Source organism: Arthrobacter sp. Z5-13 (assembly GCF_056499105.1).
Genome location: NZ_CP096460.1, coordinates 2585596 through 2604695, shown reverse-complemented (window position 1 = coordinate 2604695; position 19100 = coordinate 2585596). Strand labels below are relative to the sequence as shown.

Annotated in this window: 20 protein-coding genes; 4 read left to right on the top strand and 16 right to left on the bottom strand. The window is 59.9% G+C overall.

What is annotated here, in order from left to right; all coding sequences use genetic code 11:
* Positions 1-45: 45 nt before the first annotated feature.
* The 3 genes from M1E02_RS12375 to M1E02_RS12365 all read right to left on the bottom strand — a co-directional run bounded on the left by M1E02_RS12375 (position 46) and on the right by M1E02_RS12365 (position 2552).
* Positions 46-381: a hypothetical protein gene (locus tag M1E02_RS12375; protein ID WP_479374568.1), complete on the bottom strand. Its 336-nt coding sequence runs from the start codon at positions 379-381 to the stop codon at positions 46-48.
* Positions 382-507: 126 nt separating this feature from the next.
* Positions 508-1515 carry a glycoside hydrolase family 43 protein gene (locus M1E02_RS12370; RefSeq protein WP_479374567.1) on the bottom strand — a complete coding sequence of 336 codons (1008 nt, stop codon included), beginning with the start codon at positions 1513-1515 and terminating at the stop codon, positions 508-510.
* A gap of 92 nt (positions 1516-1607) precedes the next feature.
* Positions 1608-2552: a family 43 glycosylhydrolase gene (locus M1E02_RS12365; protein WP_479374566.1), complete on the bottom strand. Its 945-nt coding sequence runs from the start codon at positions 2550-2552 to the stop codon at positions 1608-1610.
* 864 nt (positions 2553-3416) lie between these two features.
* Here M1E02_RS12365 and M1E02_RS12360 point away from each other — a divergent pair.
* The gene (locus M1E02_RS12360) at positions 3417-4598 is read left to right on the top strand and encodes an epoxide hydrolase family protein (protein WP_479374565.1); all 1182 of its coding nucleotides are present in this window, start codon (positions 3417-3419) and stop codon (positions 4596-4598) included.
* A 101-nt stretch (positions 4599-4699) separates the two neighbouring features.
* On the opposite strand, the gene M1E02_RS12355 is transcribed toward M1E02_RS12360, so the two are convergent.
* The gene (locus M1E02_RS12355) at positions 4700-5680 is read right to left on the bottom strand and encodes a helix-turn-helix transcriptional regulator (RefSeq protein WP_479374564.1); all 981 of its coding nucleotides are present in this window, start codon (positions 5678-5680) and stop codon (positions 4700-4702) included.
* A gap of 455 nt (positions 5681-6135) precedes the next feature.
* On the opposite strand from M1E02_RS12355, the gene M1E02_RS12350 reads away from it, so the two are divergent.
* Complete coding sequence (locus M1E02_RS12350) at positions 6136-6285, top strand: hypothetical protein (protein ID WP_479374563.1); 150 nt, start codon at positions 6136-6138, stop codon at positions 6283-6285.
* 365 nt (positions 6286-6650) lie between these two features.
* Here the strand turns inward: M1E02_RS12350 and M1E02_RS12345 are convergent, their stop codons facing one another.
* The 11 genes from M1E02_RS12345 to M1E02_RS12295 form a co-directional block, all read right to left on the bottom strand.
* The gene (locus M1E02_RS12345; RefSeq protein WP_479374562.1) at positions 6651-7535 is read right to left on the bottom strand and encodes a manganese catalase; all 885 of its coding nucleotides are present in this window, start codon (positions 7533-7535) and stop codon (positions 6651-6653) included.
* Between the two features lie 177 nt (positions 7536-7712).
* Entirely contained in the window at positions 7713-8396 is a 684-nt protein-coding gene (locus M1E02_RS12340; protein WP_479374561.1) for an ANTAR domain-containing protein, read from the bottom strand.
* Positions 8397-8749: 353 nt separating this feature from the next.
* On the bottom strand, positions 8750-8941 hold the full coding sequence (locus tag M1E02_RS12335) for a hypothetical protein (protein ID WP_479374560.1): 192 nt from the start codon (positions 8939-8941) through the stop codon (positions 8750-8752).
* 442 nt (positions 8942-9383) lie between these two features.
* Entirely contained in the window at positions 9384-9845 is a 462-nt protein-coding gene (locus tag M1E02_RS12330) for an ANTAR domain-containing protein (RefSeq protein WP_479374559.1), read from the bottom strand.
* Positions 9820-10062 carry a hypothetical protein gene (locus M1E02_RS12325; RefSeq protein ID WP_479374558.1) on the bottom strand — a complete coding sequence of 81 codons (243 nt, stop codon included), beginning with the start codon at positions 10060-10062 and terminating at the stop codon, positions 9820-9822. Before M1E02_RS12325 ends, M1E02_RS12330 begins: the two co-directional genes overlap by 26 nt.
* A 155-nt stretch (positions 10063-10217) precedes the next feature.
* The gene (locus M1E02_RS12320) at positions 10218-10892 is read right to left on the bottom strand and encodes a DUF6766 family protein (RefSeq protein ID WP_479374557.1); all 675 of its coding nucleotides are present in this window, start codon (positions 10890-10892) and stop codon (positions 10218-10220) included.
* Between the two features lie 95 nt (positions 10893-10987).
* Positions 10988-11419, bottom strand: coding sequence for a hypothetical protein (locus M1E02_RS12315; RefSeq protein ID WP_479374556.1), 432 nt, complete (start codon positions 11417-11419; stop codon positions 10988-10990).
* Between the two features lie 98 nt (positions 11420-11517).
* The gene (locus M1E02_RS12310) at positions 11518-12858 is read right to left on the bottom strand and encodes a cytochrome P450 (protein WP_479374555.1); all 1341 of its coding nucleotides are present in this window, start codon (positions 12856-12858) and stop codon (positions 11518-11520) included.
* 112 nt (positions 12859-12970) lie between these two features.
* Positions 12971-13405 carry a hypothetical protein gene (locus M1E02_RS12305; protein WP_479374554.1) on the bottom strand — a complete coding sequence of 145 codons (435 nt, stop codon included), beginning with the start codon at positions 13403-13405 and terminating at the stop codon, positions 12971-12973.
* Positions 13406-13407: 2 nt separating this feature from the next.
* Positions 13408-13665: a hypothetical protein gene (locus M1E02_RS12300; RefSeq protein ID WP_479374553.1), complete on the bottom strand. Its 258-nt coding sequence runs from the start codon at positions 13663-13665 to the stop codon at positions 13408-13410.
* A 214-nt stretch (positions 13666-13879) separates the two neighbouring features.
* Positions 13880-14563, bottom strand: a complete 684-nt coding sequence (locus M1E02_RS12295) for an ANTAR domain-containing protein (protein WP_479374552.1) — start codon at positions 14561-14563, stop codon at positions 13880-13882.
* 267 nt (positions 14564-14830) lie between these two features.
* Here M1E02_RS12295 and M1E02_RS12290 point away from each other — a divergent pair, with 267 nt between their 5' ends.
* Together M1E02_RS12290 and M1E02_RS12285 are read left to right on the top strand one after the other, a co-directional pair.
* Positions 14831-15979: a zinc-dependent alcohol dehydrogenase gene (locus tag M1E02_RS12290; protein ID WP_479374551.1), complete on the top strand. Its 1149-nt coding sequence runs from the start codon at positions 14831-14833 to the stop codon at positions 15977-15979.
* Positions 15980-16029: 50 nt separating this feature from the next.
* Positions 16030-16626 (top strand): hypothetical protein, encoded by a 597-nt coding sequence (locus M1E02_RS12285; RefSeq protein WP_479374550.1) that lies wholly within the window; start codon positions 16030-16032, stop codon positions 16624-16626.
* Positions 16627-16918: 292 nt separating this feature from the next.
* Here the strand turns inward: M1E02_RS12285 and M1E02_RS12280 are convergent, their stop codons facing one another.
* Positions 16919-18859 carry an alpha-L-fucosidase gene (locus tag M1E02_RS12280; RefSeq protein ID WP_479374549.1) on the bottom strand — a complete coding sequence of 647 codons (1941 nt, stop codon included), beginning with the start codon at positions 18857-18859 and terminating at the stop codon, positions 16919-16921.
* Positions 18860-19100: the final 241 nt, after the last annotated feature.

Here is a 19100-nt window from a genome sequence, read left to right as displayed (position 1 = left end):
TCCTGGATTTGCCTGTCAGGCTGGCGGTATCAGCGTTGTGGGTTGTTACAGGCGGACCAGGCCCGAATGCTCAAGATCCGTCCACAAGGCTTCGGGTATTTCAGCTTCCAGCCGTGCTGCATTGCTAACCACGTGGCGTTGGGTTCGTGAACCGGCTACGACGGAAACGACGACCGGGTCATCCAAAGGGCCTCGTTCCAACAGCGTAAACCGGTTGGCCAGCATCACCAGGTCGATGTCGCATCGCTTGATGAACTCTATGGGCATCCGGGATTGGTTCATCCCTACACCGATAGCATTTATCACGCCCTGGTCCCGTAGTTCCACTAACGCTGCAATGCCCGACGTACCATCAGTCGGCCCGATGTTCCTAGTATTCATCAGATGAATTAATTGTACATCTGCGCTATCTCATGTGTGGGGAGACTGGCAGGTCCACACCGGTGGCGGTCGAAACAAGATCTGGGGTTGGGAATCGGACGGCCTTGACGGACATCTCGGAGGCAACTATCTATTGCCTGCCCGCAGCTCTTCGCGGTCAATGGCAGCCGGTGTCTGTAACCCCCAAGCAGCAGTCCTAAGCCGCTCATACTCTCTTGCGGTCACGGGCAGGACCACTCCGTGGCAGGGGTCATTCGGTAGCCGGAAGTCTTCAGATGGAGTCCATTTTCCGTTCGTCAGGTTGGTCGCCTCGAAGGGTACATAGCGTCGTTCAGATGTGAATTCGTCAATCCACAGGAACCACTTATCCTCAGTGTTCGATTTGTACACCAACGGGCCCTCGCCCCGGCTGATAGCATCGAGGCCGATGCCTTCGGCAAGCGGCTTCCAGTCAACCGAAGTCAGGGATGCGGCCGTCTCCGAGTACACTGATTTGCCGTGTGGCGCTTTTCCATTGCGGTCGCGTTCATCCTTGACGAAACGGTAGTAGAGGCCCTCGTGCTCGATCACGGTAGCGTCAATCGTCGACCATCCCCGGTCTATCCATATGCCCGGTTCGGAGAACTCGCGGAAGTCTCGGGTTGTGGCGTACATGATTCGGTTGTAGCTCTCGCCTTCGTGTTCGGCGTCTTCATAGAGGGTCGAAGACCAGTGGACGAGGAAGGCGTCCTGCTCAGGATCCCAGACTGACTCAGGTGCCCAGGTGTTACCTGCCTCGGGCGGCGCCACCTCGACGAGACGGCCTTCTCCCCAATTCACCAGGTCCGTTGACTCCCACACCATGATCGAGCGGCTGCTGCGTCGCTGGAGCCGGTCCCAGTTGTCGCATTCGTAGACGCGTAAGTCTGTTGCTATGAGGTAGCACCTCTCACCATCCGGTGAACGCACGAGATGCGGGTCGCGGACGCCGAATTCCCCCAGGGTCGAGTATAGGACCGGCTTGCCCTCGTTGAGGTCATCGAAGTGCAAGGGGTCGTTCCCATCGCTCAGGGCAAAGTGGATTTGCTCTCCGTCTATCGATTCTCGTTTGAAATGAGCGTAGAGGTAACCCGCGTACTCACGGTTGGAACTCATTGGACTGCATCACTCCTTCAATGTTTAGTGGTTGTTTAGAGTTGCTTGAGGACAGTCATTTGGTGGTGAACGAACTGGCCTGGCCATGTGTTTCACGGCCCGCCGGGCGGCAATATCGGAGCACTAAGGACCTCGTCCCGGTCACATACCAACCGCCCTTCGATAACTCGGGCCCGAGCCACCTGAAGTGAGGTACGACGATGTGCGTAGATGCTGTCGGAGCCAGGTTGGCCTTGGAGGCGGCCGGGATGGGTGAAGTAGAAAACAAACGCGTCATCGCCGACAACAACGACGTCGGCATGGAGTCCGTTGCCACCGTCGTCCTCGCCCGAGCCGGGCTCGGCGAGGATATGATCCTGCGTTTCCCAAGTGCGCAAGTCGCTGGATCGGTGGACCCGCAGGCCAGCCCATTCGTCCGTGAGCATCCAGTACGAACCGCCCAGCGAAAAGACGTTCGGCCCTTCGTGGGGCATGTTTTCCACTGCTGCTCCGGCCGGCGTCCACTGATACAGGTCCCGGCTGTCGGCCGAGTAGGTGTGGGTGCCGTGGTCGTCGTCCTTGAACCACATGCGCCAGCCGCCTTCCGGGAGCTGGACCACGCACGCATCAATGACGTGCTCAGAGTTGAGGTCAAGCGTGGACTCGTACTCCCAGTGCGCAAGGTCCGCGCTGGTGTAGTGGCGGATGGCCGACGGGCCACCCCAGCCCGTCTGCACCCCCTCGATATAGCTCACGTACATGTGGTATTTCGCGCCGTCGTCCAAAACCTCAGGCGCCCAGTAAGTGTTCCGGCCCCAGCCCGCTTCCAGGCCCTGCGAGGTGCCGCGGTAGGACCAGGTCGCTCCGCCGTCAGAAGAGGAAGCGATGCCTATGTCGGTGCCGAACACCCACGAGACGTCGTCGATCGGGGGCGCCAGCACCCGGCGGTTGGTGTAAAACATCCACCACTCGCCTGCGGCGCGGTTCCAGATCACCGTCGGGTCGGCGGCTCCGTCGTGGATCGGGTCGCGGAACAGCGGTTTGGGGATTTCAGTCATCGTTCCACCTCGACAGGGGACCGAGGGGATCCGGGAGGCGGCTGGCACTTCGTGGACGTCTTCCACGTCGGAAGGGCGAATGGACGTCGCGGTCACGTTGCTGTGAGTCGGTGGATGCCAAGTTGGCACTCCTCTTTGGATCATTTTATGCGGATTTGGAGGTAAGGCTGGACTACCCGAAGCCAGGGCGTCTTGATCACGTTGGTGATGTAAACGCTCAATTACGTCCAGTCGACCCCATATTCACCTGATGATGTGGATCAAAATGCCATGCCCTCGGCTTCTATTTTACTGCAACTAGTTTGAGGTGCCTAGTAATCATCAGATGAATTTACCATGGCCGCGATGAATGCTTTAGTTGTTCCTCAAAGCGTCCCCTTAGGAAAGGGTGCCAGGGGCGCCTCCTCGGCGTCGCTGGAGCGGCTGGCAGGAATGGGAGATGGTCGCCGATCTCGCCGAGGACTGTGTGCGCTGCGGCCCGAATGGTGGCGGGTGGCGTTCGGCATCTTCAAGCTGGCTCCCGACGGCAGCCGATGCAACCCCGGCGTGGAGATTGATCACAGCGATCTGATGCGCCACTACGCCCTATGTTGTCGAATTTGCCGCGCCGGACGGGATTTTCCACGATGGCAACGATGTCCGCTGGGACGACGTTTCGATACGTAGCTCCCGCTAGCGCTGCTGTAACAGTCAGAAGCCATAAGGTCCAAAGCGGACGATGGCTACACCAGCGGGAAGGATGCCCAGCATGACGTTGACGATGATGTTGGGTTTTTCGCCGCGCTGGCGTCCCGTTCAGCCCGCCCAATAATTTCAGGGAGTCTAGGACATTTATTGTCCTAGTTGGCTTCTAGTGTTGTGGTCATGGAAACAATCACCAGCCCTGAAACTATTAGCTCCTACCGGATCGACGTTGCCCAGGCTCAGCTTGACGATCTCAGCCATCGCCTTGATCACGTACGTTGGCCCGACGAGCTCTCAGATGCCGGCTGGGACTACGGCACGCCGTTGACGTACCTGCGGGACCTTGTCCGGTACTGGCGCACCAGCTACAGCTGGCGTGAGCATGAGAGTGCTCTCAACGAACTGCCGCAGTTCATCACGGAGGTCGATGGCGCCCAGATTCATTTCCTGCATATTAAGTCGCCGGAGCCGGATGCAACACCACTGATTCTCACGCACGGCTGGCCGGGATCCATCGTGGAGTTCCTCAAGGTCATCGCACCGTTGACAGATCCCCGTTCACACGGCGGGAATCCTGAGGCCGCATTCCATGTGGTTGTTCCCTCCGTACCCGGTTTCGGATTCTCGGGGCCCACCAGGGACAAGGGGTGGAGCCCGAACCGGGTGGCGCGCGCCTGGAACGAGCTGATGCACCGTCTGGGTTATGAGCGTTACGCAGCCCAGGGCGGTGACATGGGGGCCCTCATCGCCCCTGAACTCGGCCGGGTCGCCCCGGAGTCTGTCATCGGAATCCACGTCAATGCCGCAACTCTTGGATTCATGCCCTTCGGTCCCGTTCCCGAGGAGGTGCAGGCAGAGCTCACTGACCAGGAGCGCCAGCGTCTCGGAGCTGCGTTCCGGTTCAACTCCCAAGGTTCCGGATACATGGCTATCCAGTCCACGCGCCCACAAACACTCGCCTACGGCCTCACCGACTCGCCGGTCGGCCAGCTGGCCTGGATCGTGGAAAAGTTCAAAGAATGGTCCAATCCGGCAGCTGAGCTGCCCGAAGACGCCGTGGACAGGGATACCCTGCTGACCAACGTCATGCTCTACTGGCTGACTGCCACCGGCGGCTCCTCTGCACGCATGTACTTCGAAGCCCATGTCTACTATGGAGGCGGTTGGGAACGCATGATGTCCTCGAACGTGCCGACCGCCGTTGCGAACTTCGCCGGCGACATGGCAATCAGGCGCTGGGCAGACGAAACGAACAATATAGTCCGATGGAACGACTTCAACGAAGGTGGCCATTTTGCAGCCCTTGAAGCCCCGGACCTTCTTGTGAATGACATCCAGGAGTTCTTCGTCTCACTGCGGTAGCCATGTAAGAACCATCCACTCTACCGATGACCCTGCGGATGGGCAGGGCCGGAAATATGTCTCCGGCCCTGCCCATACGTCTGGGGAACTGGAGTGTGTCATCAAAGGGAATGCCTGGCTGTTTTTGCGCAGCGCGCCGCAAGCCGGTCAAACGCGTCCAGCAGTTCCGGCGGGCCGACCACCTCGATGTCTGCGTCATACCGGCTCAAGGATGCCGCCAACCCAATCCAGGACCAGGCACCCGCCTCCAGGCTGCACCGGTCCGGGCCGAGGTCCTCCACGACGCCGTCAGCTGCGAAAGGCAGAACCTCCCTCGCCGGCCGGTTCAAGATGACCTTGCCCCTGCACGGCCATGCGTTGACATCCTTTGAGTTCTTGAAGCGAGCCTCCACGTAATCATGAACGCTCCCGCCAGGGATCTCCCGGGGGACGAAATGAGGTCCGCGTGGAATTCTCGGAGTGATGCGGTCAGCTCGGAAGATCCGCCAATCCTCACGCTCGAGGTCCCATGCAACCAGGTACCAACGCCGATGCGAGGTCACAAGGTGAACAGGCTCAACCCGACGCGGAGGAACAAGCTCAGCAACATCTCGTTCAGGGGTCAGGTTTGCGTAATCAAAACGCAGGACCTCCCGGTTCCTGATGGCCATCGACAGATCAATCAGCACCTCTGGAGGGACCGGATTAATTCTTGAACGCGACGGGATAACAGTAAACTGCAGCCCGTCCAGGCGGTGGCGCAGACGAGCCGGCATAACGTGACGAACCGTCGTCAGAGCCCGCACGGCGGCGTCTTCGATGCCCGCGCCCGTAGCGGTCGCAGCCTGAAGGGCAACCGCGAGGGCTATGACTTGCTCATCGTCGAACAACAGGGGTGGCAGTTCTTTCCCGGCATCGAGGCGGTACCCGCCTTCGGGTCCCATGGTCGCGTGAATGTTGTAGCCCATTTCCCGCAACCGGTCGACGTCACGCCGTACCGTGCGTTGGCTGACGCCTAATCGATCAGCAAGAACCTGGCCCTGCCAGTCGCGCCTCATCTGCAGAAATGACAACAGCATCAACAGCCGCGAAGTAGTGGACATATCCCGACCCTAGTCCACTTATAGGACTGTATCTGTCCTCTACTCGGACTAAGGAGCACCACCTACCAGGCACACTTGCCCGCCCACAGGCACTTGCGCAGCAGCTCAAAAGACCCTTCTAGATGAACCCGCGAGGCCGGGTATGATGCGTCCTGGCCCGCTCTTCGACCTCGCTTGGAACTGTTGGCGGTCGTTGGCTTTGGGCATCGTTCTGATAGGGGACCAACCGCTGGGCATGAGGGGCCGGAGTGAAACTTGGGGGACCGGGACCCATCAAAAATTCGTAAGGGAATAATCGACGGAGGAGCGCAGAACGAAGTTTTTTATCTGCACCTTCCGCGCCATCTCGGAGTTCAACAACGCCGGTTTCTCCCTCTTCCCCCGCCCAGCCGGCTTCAACAGCATCGACTACGGCGTCGCAGCCCCCGAAACGCTGATGGTGACCAACATCCTCCATGTTCATCGGCGGCGGCAGCGCAGGCACCGCAGGCGGAATCAAGATCACCACGATCCTGCTCCTGGCCTTGGCCATCTGGAACGAAGTCCGCGGCCGCGACCAAGTAACCATCGCCCACCGCTCCACCAACGCCAGGCGCTCTCAGTAGCCCTCCTGGGCATCGGCGCCGGCATCACCTACAACCTGCCCGCGGCCGCCGAATGGGTCCCTCATAGTGCTCATGTTCACCGGCCGCATCGGGACCGTTGCCCTGGCATCCGCTCTCGCCCTCTCCAGCCGGCCACGCCTCTACCGGCTGCCAGAAGAACGACCCATCATCGGCTGAAGCCGCAACCCCGACTTTTCCGGGGGTATCTGATGTCGTGGGACGTTATATAAAGGCGATGGGCAGTGCGGTTCAGCGCAAAGGCGGAGACGGCCACAGCCATTCTCCCTGACCGCGCTGGCCGAGAAGAGCCTGGCAACCGAATACGTTGGATTCGGTTGCCAGGCCAAGTGCAGACACGTCGGGGATCACTCCTTATGGAGTTTGTCCTGGATGGTTCCGGCAGCCTTTTCCATCATGTTTGGTAGCTCTGTTGTGCCGTAGAAACGGGAGTCGGGGTGAGTTGGTGGCGGCATGGGTACGCCTGCAGGCGGTTCAGCCACGTAGCTAAACTCGCCCAGACCGTCCGGTGTGGGGCCTTTGGCCCACGATCCTTCTGCCGCGGCCTGACCGTCGGAGAAGTTCCGGAACTCATAGGCAACATCGCGCATTTCCTTGTTCAGAGGGAAATTGCTGGGCACCGGGAAGTTTTCCACGCCTTCTTCCTGAAGCTCGCGTGCCGCGGCAACCCACTGATTCTGGTGCATGGTGTCGCGGGCGAGCAGAAAGGACAACATATCGCGAACGCCGTGGTCATCAGTCATGTGGTACAGCCGGGCCACCTGGAGCCGGCCCTGCATTTCCGCGTTGGCATTCGCCCAGAAGTCGGCCAGCAGATTGCCGCTGGCCGTGATGTAGCTTCCCTGCCAGGGATTGCCGTTGCTGTCCACGGGCCGGACGCCGGCCCCCGCCACGATGGCGGACTGGACGTCAGTACCACCGACTATCGCAGCCACAGTCGGGTCTGCCTGCACGGCGTCGTCGGTGATACCCAGTGGTGCCTTTTCGAGCAGTTGGGCAATCATGGTCGCGAGCATTTCAACGTGGCCGAATTCCTCGGCACCAATACCGAAAAGCATGTCACGGTACTTCCCGGGCATGTGGGCATTCCATGCCTGGAACGAGTACTGCATGGCAACCGTGATTTCACCGTATTGCCCGCCCAGGACCTCTTGAAGCTTTCGGGCGTAGACGGCATCCGGCTTGTCCGGGGTGGCCTTGTATTGAAGTTCCTGCTTGTGAAAGAAAACCATGGGTACCTTCCCGAGTTCACATGTGGATTGAAGTGGATCTGATTCCGTAGCCGAACTTCATCAGCATGCTTACCATCCTGCGACAGGCGTCGAGATATTTCCAGAGGGCTTGCTCATGGACGGCACGAGTGGATGGAGGAAGAAGATGCCGTCCTGCTGACTGAGGGAGTGGTTCCCTTATTCCTCGAAGTGGGTCTTTACGCGGGTGTCGTTGGTGATGGAGGCGATAACACTTGCGGCTACGTCCCGTAGTTTGACGTTCCGTGAGCTGGAGGCTCGTTTGAGGATTTCCAGGGCTACTTCCTGGCTGCATCTGTTCTGGGCCATGATTGCCCCGACTGCCATATCAATCATCGTCCGGGACTTCATGGCATTCACCAGGTCGTCCTTCGCTTCAAGGCTCTGCGCGATCCGGAGCTCAAGCCGAAGTGTTTTGGCTGCCTGCTCGCCGAAGGCTTCGGCGCCGGCGATGTCGTCGCCGGTAAAGCCGTGCCGCAGAGGCGAATAGAGGTTCAGCACTGCCGCGGCGCCTCCTTCGAGGGGGAGCGGGATTGCGAGGATGGAGCCGATGCCCTGGGTTGCCACTGCCGAGATGTACTCGGGCCAGCGGTCCTCCCGGGTGACATCTGGTACGTGGACGGTGGTCTTAGAGCGCATTGCCGTCAGGCAAGGCCCGTCTCCGAACGCGTACTGGACTTCGTCCATGACCAGGGCTTTGGGGTCGTTGGTGGCCACGGTCGCCCGTTTCTTGTGACGGGAAACAGTGATGCCGCAATGAAGTCCCTGTCCACGCCCGAAGAGCATGGAGCCGGTGAATCGGGCCAGTTCCTGCAGGAACTCCTCGATGTCACTGGTGTCCAAGACAAGCTCCTGTAGACGGGAAGCAAGGGTCTCTGGGGAATTGTGTGCGACTTCGGTGACCACAAGGTTCTCTTTCGGAGTAGTTTCCTGCCCCGCCCCGATCTCTAAGAGTGCGGCCGGGAAAGGGCCGCTCACTGCCGAACGTAGAACCCAGCGTACGCGACTTCAGATCCTGCTCACAGGCCGCACACGCCGGCTCACTTGCCTACGGGCAGCAATCGCAACCTTAGGGCCTGTGCTCTACACATCCACACGCTTGTGATTCGCGCGGGCAGGAGCAGACCCGGCCAAACAGGCAAGGTGCTGTCACTTGTAAAGGGAAAGCTATCTCGAGGACCAGGGGCAGCCGGTTACTAAGCGACCGAAAGCTCCCGCAAGGCCCAGCGCAGAACGTCCGGATCATATTCAGTGGCGGCGATAAAACCATGCACATATGCGTCAAGATCGAACATGTCCAGGCTGCCGCCCTGCCCCCAGTACACCAGCCACAGTTCCCACAGCCTTATCTTCCGGTCACGCAAAAGAGCCTGAGCAGTCCGCCGCACATCCTCCATATTCGATTCTTGCTTCTGTTCACAGAGGTACACAAGACAAAACTGAGGGCGGCATTCCGCTCAGGCGCTCATGGGCGAATACGTTCCTACTCTGACGCAGTACATGAAGTCCTGCTCCGGAAAGTCAGCATGGCCAGGCTGTTCTCAAACGACCATTTTGGAGGTCGAAGCCCGCCACACCTTTGGCCAAGCTGTGCTGAATGTGAGTACACGCTACTCGTGCCAACACGGGTCACTTTGCTGTGCACTTAAAGTGCCCGGCTCCCCAGAGCACCAGCATTTTCGGATCCACAGAAATCCGACTTTCGCCGGCCGGCGACGTGTCAGCCTCCTGAAGCCCGAGGCTACCTCCCACCAGGGCGTCGTCGGCCCCTGACTTCAGCCTGCGACATGGTGCGAAGGCCTATCGCAAATGTCAAACGATCACTGCCGCTTATGCCTCGAAGTGTGTGAAGACGTTGGGGTCCTTGGATACGGAGGCGAGGATGGAGGCGGCCACTTCCCGGAGTTTGACGTTCCGTGTGCTGGAGGCGATCTTAAGAATCTTCATGGCCGATACCTGGCTGCAGCGGTTCTGCGCCATGATCACGCCGACGGCCAGGTCGATGCTCGTCCGAGATTCCATGGCCAGGCTCAGGTTCTTGCGGTCGTCCGTCAATTGGGCGATCAGGACGGCCAACGCCAGAGCCTTGGATGCCTGCCCAGCGTAAGTTTCGGCGGTCTGGATGTCCTCGTTGCTGAAAGCCCGGGTTTGGGTTGAGTAAATGTTAAGAGCTGCATCCGCTTCACCCTCGAGGTGGAGAGGCACAGCCAGGATGGAACCGATTCCGTGATCCCATGCCGTCTTCGTGTAGCTGTGCCAGCGCTGCTCAGCCCGCAGGTGCGCTGCATACATGGTGGCCTGTTCCCGCGTCGCTGATTACTACCGTGACCGGTTTCCTGTGCTGGATTAAGGTGACGCTGCACAGTACCTCGGCGTCCCTTGACAGAGCAGCGGCCGAGAGCGCGGCGAGCTCGTTCAGGAGCTCCTTTACGCCCTCGCATTGCAGCACGAGGTCCAGGAGGTGTTCCGCGATGGAAGTTTCAGGCAGAGGTTTTGCTTGATCGACCATGACGGCTTCGTTCCTGGAAGTGCCCAGCCAAACATCCCTTGCTAAGGGGCACCTGGAGGACTTTGTGCCGTCTGGTCGACGGATTTTCAGTCTTCGCCCACCACCCTGCGGCCGTTCCTTGAACCGTGAACGGGGGCATCCGGCGCGGGATCATATCAGCCGGTTGAGGCTGTATCGTCGTGGGCGGCTCCGACAGGCTTGGACTCCGGTGAGCCCCGCTGGCGAAGATAAATCGAGAGCACCACCATTGATCCGACGGCGAGGAATTCGGACTGCCAGTTCTGCAGGGTTCTGTTCCAGAAATCCGGAGACGCAATGTATTCGCTCCAGGGTAGGGGTTCCTGGAAGTTGGCCAGCTGTTCTTCGTTGTAGGCGCTGTTTCCGGTAAAGGACTGGACGAGCCAGGACAGGATGAAGATCAGGCCCATGGTCACGCCGAGCGAGTTCGCGAAGAGGATGTGGCGCCAACCATCAATCCGGGCCCAGGCCGGTGATTTTTCGTTGCTGTGTTCGCCGATGAGCTGTTCCTCATCTGATTCAGGGCCGGTCTTGTCCAGTTCCTTTGATTCCGGGGATCCTTTTTGGACCAGCCAGATGGTGGCCATGATGTAGAGCAGGAATTGCAGGTATTCGGATTGCCAGTTCTCGGAGACATCCACTGCGAAGCTGGATGAGGTCAGGTATTGGACGAGGCTGATCTCTTCGAGCCCGTTTGATATCTGCTCTTCGTTGAACAGCAAGTGTCCGGACAGGCCTTGTCCCAAAAGGGCCAGCAGGAAGATCAGCCCGAAGAAGAGGCTCAGGCCGTTGTTTCTGATAGCTGTTTTCACGTTCTTCCCCTATCCGTGCGCAAGTCCGACGGCGGCCAGGTAAGTCAGCCCGCCCAGTATCAGGATCAGGTACAGCGCAAAACTCCAACGCATGCCTAGTTACCTCCTACCTCGCAGTTGTATGGCTGTTCTCCTTGAGGCGTGCAGCCGGCGCCAGTGATTTTCCAGCCTGAGCCCGAGGAATCCAGGAACACAGCATCGTTTTCGAACTCGACGATGGCGTTCCGCCCATAGATTTCAGTCCGTACCGGCTCTCCGGCATCGTCCAGATCCATGGATTCCAGTTGCTCCTCGCATTCGGTTTCCCCGCCGGCTTTCTCCAGGGCCTCCCTCCCCAGCATCGAACACGCGGCGGACGTGTTCCCGGAAGCGATTTCTTCACGAAACGACGAGGCCGCCTCCGCGGCTCCGCTGCCCTCGGGCGCGCAGCCCAGGAGGGACAGCAACGCCAGCACCAGGACTCCACCCACTGCCCCTTTGATTCCTGGTGCCCTCTTTGACCGGGACACCCCTAGCATCTCGCTCACACATCCTCCTGACAGTGGCCGTAACTGTTCCTAAAGGAGAAGTACCCAAAAAAGTTCGTTTTCCTCACGACGGCGGGATCCGCCGTCGTCGGCCATGGTCAGAGAGCTGTTGGTTTGGTGGTGAACCGGAGGGAAAAGTGGTTGAGCGTGCCGGGCAGGGGATCGCTGGGGGACAGGTGTTGGGACGATGCCAGGCTGAACTGCGTTTTCTCTAAAAGGTAGGAGAGCATGGCGCTGGTGAGCATAAGCACCAGCTGCCTTCCGGGGCAGAAGGCCGGCCCGTCGCTGAAGGGGACCAAGGGCCAGTCCGCGTCATCGGGATTCCTGGTGAGCCAAACGTCGGGAAGGAACGAGTGGGCTTGGGGGAGGTGGCGGTCGTCCCGGTGAAAGTAGGGAGCGAAGATCAGGACGCCGGTGTCCTGAGGCATAATGCCGTCTTCCCATTGGACCTCGCGCGTCGTCTGGCGCAGGATCATCGGGGTGGTGGGCCAAAGGCGCAATGACTCAAGGACGCACGCGCGAAGGTAGGGCAGGTGTTGCCTGCCCGAAGCGTCGTCCTGGATTTCCTGCTGGGCACGGGCAGACTTCTGACCGTGGGTGACCAGGAGCGCAAGCGCCCTGAACGTGGCCATGCCCGCCGGTTCGAACGCAAACAGCCACTGCGGAACCTGATCCACCGGCGCAGCGTCAGAGTGGGCATCAAGGTGTCTCATAATGTGGGCCAGGCTGCCCGGTTCGGCCCTTTCGAGCCTGTACTGAACCGTTATCAGGAATTGGTCCCGGACTTTCCTGCGCTTTGGCTTCAGGAATGCCCAGTTGGCGTCCTTGCGGAGGCGGGCAATCATATTCGTCAGCTCGTGGTCATCCCGGGCCGCATCTCCGAAGATTGTGCGCCTGACCGTCCGGTACCAAGATTCGATGAAAACATCCCAGGTCAGTTCGCCCTTCTCCTCAACGCGGTCGAGGAGCTGATCTGCTTCCTGCCGAACGATGGGCAGTAAGGAGTCGGCAAGCCGGTGGATGTGGCTGTGCGAGTCCAGGGCTTCTTCCTGGAGAGCACGCCTCGCGGTTCGCTCCGTTCCTTTGGATATGAGGACGTTGCGGGGTTCGAAGTGGGCGAGGGCTGCCCGTTTTTCGCTGCTGGCCGGAGAGAAGGGTTCTGGCGAGTTGTTGAGCACGTACCTCAGGTCAGCGGGCCTCAGCACCACGGCCTGCTTCCTGATCGGCAGGCGCAGGAGCAGCGGACCCTCACGATACTTGTCGTCGAGCTTCTGCATTCTGCTAACGGCGCGGGAGTCCAGTTGCATTCGTTCAGCCATGGCCACCATCCGAGGGCGCCGGATTATGGGGCCCTTAGCCACGGTTGGGAAAAATACCTCAGCCAGGAAAGCCACTGTTTCAAGGACGGTTGCCCGCGGAAGCCCGTTATGGTCTGTCATTTCCTATTACCCGCCGTCCTCGCCAGTGCCCGCCCTAGCGCGATCTTCGCCGCCACCGGCCCGCCGCCCGGAACAGGTGCCAACGCCAGTTTATCGATGCTGTGCAAGTCAATCATCCGGGGAGTTCCATCTGGAAGCCGCAGGCGCATCTGAGGACGCGGGTGGAGAGGTAGACGTACAGCTCGTCCTCGGCCATGTCCTCTGTGGATAGGGGAGCGGAGAGCCTGCGGAGTTCTGAGCCTGCCTTTTCCATGGGTTGTCCGCAGTGCATGTAGTGGCCACCGAATATCATCACGTCACCTGTTTGGTCAGTGCTGGCCAGGACCATGGACACGTCAGCAACCCCGGCAAGGTGTTGGTTGAAGAGCCCGCATCGGCCGCAAGTGTAGGAAACCAGGACCACATCGGCTGGTTGATCCCGAAGATGGGTAACCGAGCTAATGGTGAGACGGCGGTCAGTGCCGCAGTTGAAACACATCACCGGCAATACGCGTGGTGGTTGGCCGGCACCGCCCTCCTGGCGGAAGCCGGGCGATCGGCGTGACATGATCAGGCCGCGTACGGATAGCTGGAGAGGATGTAGTCTGCTGCGGCGCGTCCCTTCATCCTCAGTCTGCTTTTGTGAACGTTGATGTGGTTCAGCCGCATGGCCGCGCGGAATGCGGCATCGGGCTTGGGCGTCCGTCCCTGGAGGAGGCACCAGCTTGTGTAAAGCCCGTAGAGACAGTCCGCCCCAAGTGGGAGGTCGGTGTCCGGGGCGGGGGAGGTGGCGTCTTGCAGGAACTGTTGGAAATGGGAGGTGGCCATGTCAGGCTCTTTCCTCGCGGTGCACGATGGGCCGCCGTGAGGCTACAGCAGCTACTTCCCGGCGGTGCACGACGCCGGAAGTGGTTCCCCTGCGGAACAACGGGACACGCAGGATGCCTACATCGAAAATAACCCATGCCTGCCGGGGCTGTACAGAGCTTTCTGGTTTGTACCCACACAGTGCGTGGAGCCGATTGGATGCAGTGGTACAGGGTTATTCCTCGAAGTGGGTCTTTACGCGGGTGTCGTTGGTGATGGAGGCGATAACACTTGCGGCTACGTCCCGTAGTTTGACGTTCCGTGAGCTGGAGGCTCGTTTGAGGATTTCCAGGGCTGCTTCCTGGTTGCATCTGTTCTGGGCCATGATTGCCCCGACTGCCATATCAATCATCGTCCGGGACTTCATGGCATTCACCAGGTCGTCCTTCGCTTCAAGGCTCTGCGCGATCCGGAGCTCAAGCCGAAGTGTTTTGGCTGCCTGCTCGCCGAAGGCTTCGGCGCCGGCGATGTCGTCGCCGGTAAAGCCGTGGCGCAGAGGCGAATAGAGGTTCAGCACTGCCGCGGCGCCTCCTTCGAGGGGGAGCGGGATTGCGAGGATGGAGCCGATGCCCTGGGTTGCCACTGCCGAGATGTACTCGGGCCAGCGGTCCTCCCGGGTGACATCTGGTACGTGGACGGTGGTCTTAGAGCGCATTGCCGTCAGGCAAGGCCCGTCTCCGAACGCGTACTGGACTTCGTCCATGACCAGGGCTTTGGGGTCGTTGGTGGCCACGGTCGCCCGTTTCTTGTGACGGGAAACAGTGATGCCGCAATGAAGTCCCTGTCCACGCCCGAAGAGCATGGAGCCGGTGAATCGGGCCAGTTCCTGCAGGAACTCCTCGATGTCACTGGTGTCCAAGACAAGCTCCTGTAGACGGGAAGCAAGGGTCTCTGGGGAATTGTGTGCGACTTCGGTGACCACAAGGTTCTCTTTCGGAGTAGTTTCCTGCCCCGCCCCGATCTCTAAGAGTGCGGCCGGGAAAAGGGCCGCTCACTGCCGAACGTAGAACCCAGCGTACGCGACTTGATTGTCTGCGCATTCCGATAGCCCGGAAGAAGTAGCTGACACAAATAGTAAGCATGATTACTATTGAAGGACTGCAACGTAAATCCAAGGCGGCAACAAATGCGAGCGATGGTGTACCGCGGTCCTTACAAGGTCCGGGTAGAGGAGAAGGACATTCCGCGGATCGAGCATCCCAATGACGCGATTGTCCGGGTTTCGCTCGGAGCCATTTGTGGTTCAGACCTGCATCTGTACCACGGAATGATGCCGGATACCCGAGTGGGGATGACCTTCGGGCACGAGTTCGTGGGTGTGGTGCACGAGGTTGGTCCGTCGGTGGAGAACCTCACAGTGGGTGACCGCGTGATGGTCCCGTTCAATGTGTACTGTGGCTCCTGCTATTTCTGTTCGCGGGGTCTCTATTCCAACTGCCACAACGTCAACCCGAACGCCACCGCCGTCGGGGGAATCTACGGTTACTCCCACACCTGTGGAGGGTACGACGGCGGCCAGGCGGAGTTCGTGCGGGTGCCCTTCGCCGACGTCGGGCCCTCCATCATTCCCGAATGGATGGAGGAAGAAGACGCCGTCCTGCTGACTGATGCGCTGGCGACCGGATACTTCGGTGCCCAGCTTGGGGATATCAGTGAAGGGGACACTGTAGTGGTTTTCGGCGCAGGACCGGTGGGTCTCTTCGCAGCCAAATCTTCATGGTTGATGGGTGCGGGGCGCGTGATCGTGATCGACCATCTCGAGTACCGGCTGGAAAAAGCGCGGAGCTTCGCACACGCGGAAACCTATAACTTCGTCGAGTACAAGGATCTGGTGGTGCATTTGAAGAAGGTCACCGAATATTTGGGTGCCGACGTCGCCATTGACGCAGTGGGGGCAGAAGCGGATGGGAACTTCACCCAGCATGTCAGCTCGACGAAGTTGAAACTGCAGGGCGGCTCACCGGTGGCACTGAACTGGGCAATCGACTCAGTGCGCAAGGGAGGGACTGTATCCGTCATGGGTGCCTATGGGCCGATGTTCAGCGCGGTCAAATTCGGGGACGCGGTGAATAAGGGCCTCACTCTGCGGATGAACCAGTGCCCGGTAAAACGGCAGTGGCCACGGTTATTTGAGCACGTGCGCAACGGTTACCTCAAGCCTAGCGACATCGTCACCCACCGGGTTCCCTTGGAGCACATCGCTGAGGGCTATCACATCTTTTCCGCCAAGCTCGATAACTGCATCAAGCCACTGATCGTTCCGAGTGCTACGTGAGGCCGCGGCTGTCTGGAGCTGTGCTCAACCGATGATGAATGGAGAACCACATGCCGTACACCGCAGCCAAGCCCGAGCGGAGGATGTCCAGTGAAGAACTGCGAACCAAGATCCCGGGCTGGGGAGTAGATCTGGACCCCCGTGATCGCCCTGCGGTGCCACGGGAGCGGACCGACCTGGTAAGCGGAGCACACTGGGATTTTCCGGACCGCCAGGAGGAGAAGCGGCCGCGTGAGCGTTCGATCGAGCACAAGATTCTTCCGCCTGTCTTCGGTACATCCTGTCCACCAACAGGGCTCTCGGGAGCTATTCGCAAATACGCCTACCGATACAGCGAGGGACGGGCAGCGCACTGGCTGCTCCTGTTGGCGGGGGACCGGGTGGACGCCTGGGAAAGTCATTTGCGGTCATTTGCGTCAATGAGGCCCGATAATCCACTAACAGAGACAGGCGTACTGAGCGAGTTTAAGCGCCACGGCATATCCTCCCGAATTGGGAAGAAACGTGCTGACCTGAGCCACCAGTGGATGGATCCTGTCATTGTGGGAGGTCCGTGGGTGGCCGCTGGTGCAGGCCTGGTAGTGGGGCTCCGATACCTGGCCAGAGTGAGGCACGGCAGGACCCGCGATCCGAGCAATCTCGGCTGACCCTAGCGGCGAGGAGACTGGTTCGTGAGCGACCCTGTCCGTCCAAGGGGCACCGTGGGCTGGTCCGGAACCGATCTATATCGATGTCCACACAGGTTTTACACTGGTCACCTTGGTTCCCCGGGATCGCGTAGCAGGCCACGATGTACCCACCGAACTCATTTTCGGTCGGTAGACAAACAGCATCCGCGCTCCGGCTGACCGTGTGGACTTCGCATTTCTCTAAAAGTCCTTTTCGACAGCGGGAGACGGCAGCCCGAACTGAAGCAGCTCGGGCTGCCGGAAGTAAAGGTCAGGAGGCGATGAGCTGCCAGTGCTGGTGCGTGTTGCCGAGCAGGAAGGGGTCCTGATCGACATTGGCTTCGTTGGCGGTCGAGGCTCCGTCGACCGTCATTGCCAGACCGCTGAACCGGTTGATCAGCGCGACGTAGCCGCCCGGCAGCTGTGTGAGAGCCCAGTGTTGGGGGAACGTACCGGCATTCTGCCAGGTCGCGACGTTGCCTCCTGCGATCCTCGAGAGCCCTGCCACCTCTACTAGTTTGCCGCTATTGGAGTCCTTGATCGAGAAGTATCCATCACCGACGCTTGTGAAGGTGAACTTCTGGCAAGCTGCTCCGCTCCATGTGTACTGCTGAACGTTGGAGCCGTTTGCCGTGCCGAAGTTGTATACGTCAAGAACCTTGCCGCTCTTGCGGTTGACGAGGCGATAGGCGCGCCCTTCCTCAACCGGGCGTGAGACCAATGCCGGCTTGGATAACCTGCCTCCGATGTTGAGGCCGTTGACGTTGGCATAACCACCCGTCGCCGCGGTTGCTTCGAGTCGAACGTATGCTACGTTCTGGCCCGGCCATTCGGCGATCTTTGACGTCGGGTCCGCGGCCCAGGTCCCACTGGCGACCTGAGTGAAGGTGTTCCCATCAGTGCTGACCGACACCTTGTAGCCGGTGATGTCACCATTGGTGTTTCCGGCCCGGTTCCACTGCTTGGGAAGATATTGGAGGGTGGAGACGTTGCTCCAGACGCCTCCGAGGGCGATTGTGACCGCCTGCGGCAGAGCGATGGTGCCGCCCCAAGTCGACCAGCAGGTTTCCTGGCCCACGTCGGACTTGCCGTCGATGACGTTCCTGGGGGGTTCCTCCGGGCGGTAGGCCGACGCGTAAGCGGCCGCCGCGGTGACAGGGTACTCGACCTTGAGTGGCTGGGCCGGAAGCGGGGCCCGGGAGGCATTGGGGCCAGCCCACGCGGCTCCGACTTCGGCGAGCCGGTTGACGATGTTCGTGTCGAGGCGGCCGTTACGGTTGGGTGGGCAGTTAAGGAGGAAACTCGTGTATTTGGGCTCGAGGTCCGTCAGATGGTTGATGATGTCGTCCCTGGACATCAGAGCCTCGCCCGGCGTTGTGGGGTGCCAGAACCAACCGTTGCTTACGGTTTGGCCTTGTACGCCGGCGTATGCGTTGCCTGCTGGCGCCCTGATTCCGAGTGGCTCTTCGAAGTAGATCGCATCGCCAAGCCACGGCTGGCTCAGCCCGCCGTGGTCGATCATCGCGCAGTTCGGCTGCAGCTCCTGGACCAGTGCACGCAGCCGCTGGTAGGGGACGGCGTGCTGGCCCATCTGCCATGCATAGCCGTCGGTGATGAACATGTCGATCTCGCCATAATTCGTGAGGAGCTCGCGTGCCTGTCCGAGGGTGTAGTTGATGTCGTCGAGATCGATCGACTGGGTCGTGTCCTTAACATGATGCCCACCGTAGGCCTCCACCGTTTTGGTGCGGTCCCAGATTGAGAAGTACAGACCCACCCTCAGGCCCTTGGCGCGGAATGCGTCAACGTACTGGCGCACGACATCCTGCTTATACCCGCTGTTGGCGACGTTCTGATTGCCGTAAGCCGTCGGCCACAGGCAAAACCCGTCATGGTGCTTGGTGGTCAGCACACCGTAGGTCATCTTGGCAGCAGCGGCGGCAGCTGCCCACTGTGCGCAGTCAACGGAGGGCGGGGCGAACTTTGTAGGGCTCTGACCGCCTGCAGCCCACTCTTCATTGGTAAAGGTGCCCAGGTTGAAATGGTTGAACATGCCGAACCGCTGCTCCACGAGATTCCTTAGGTTTGTCTGGTTGTCTGCGGCCACAGCAGGGGACAGCCCAAAGCCCGTGCCGACTGGCAGTGAAGCAGCTAAGACCCCCGCTCCCGCTGCGGTGAGGAGGGTACGTCGAGAAAGTTGGAAAGATTCCACGTTGAATCCGCTTCTAGGCAAGCCACCGATGGTGGGGAGGAAGCGACACGCGATGGCGCCGCATGGTCCAAGGGACCGATTCATCAGATGATAGTAAGCATATTCGTATTCCTCAAGTGTCATGCTGACATTCGCGGCTGTATTTCGATGAATGCATCTGATCTATCCTTCGAGCTTGTTCCGACACCCCCCGCGGTCTGCCTGTGCTCCGAGCGACAGTACATTCCCCATGCGGATGATG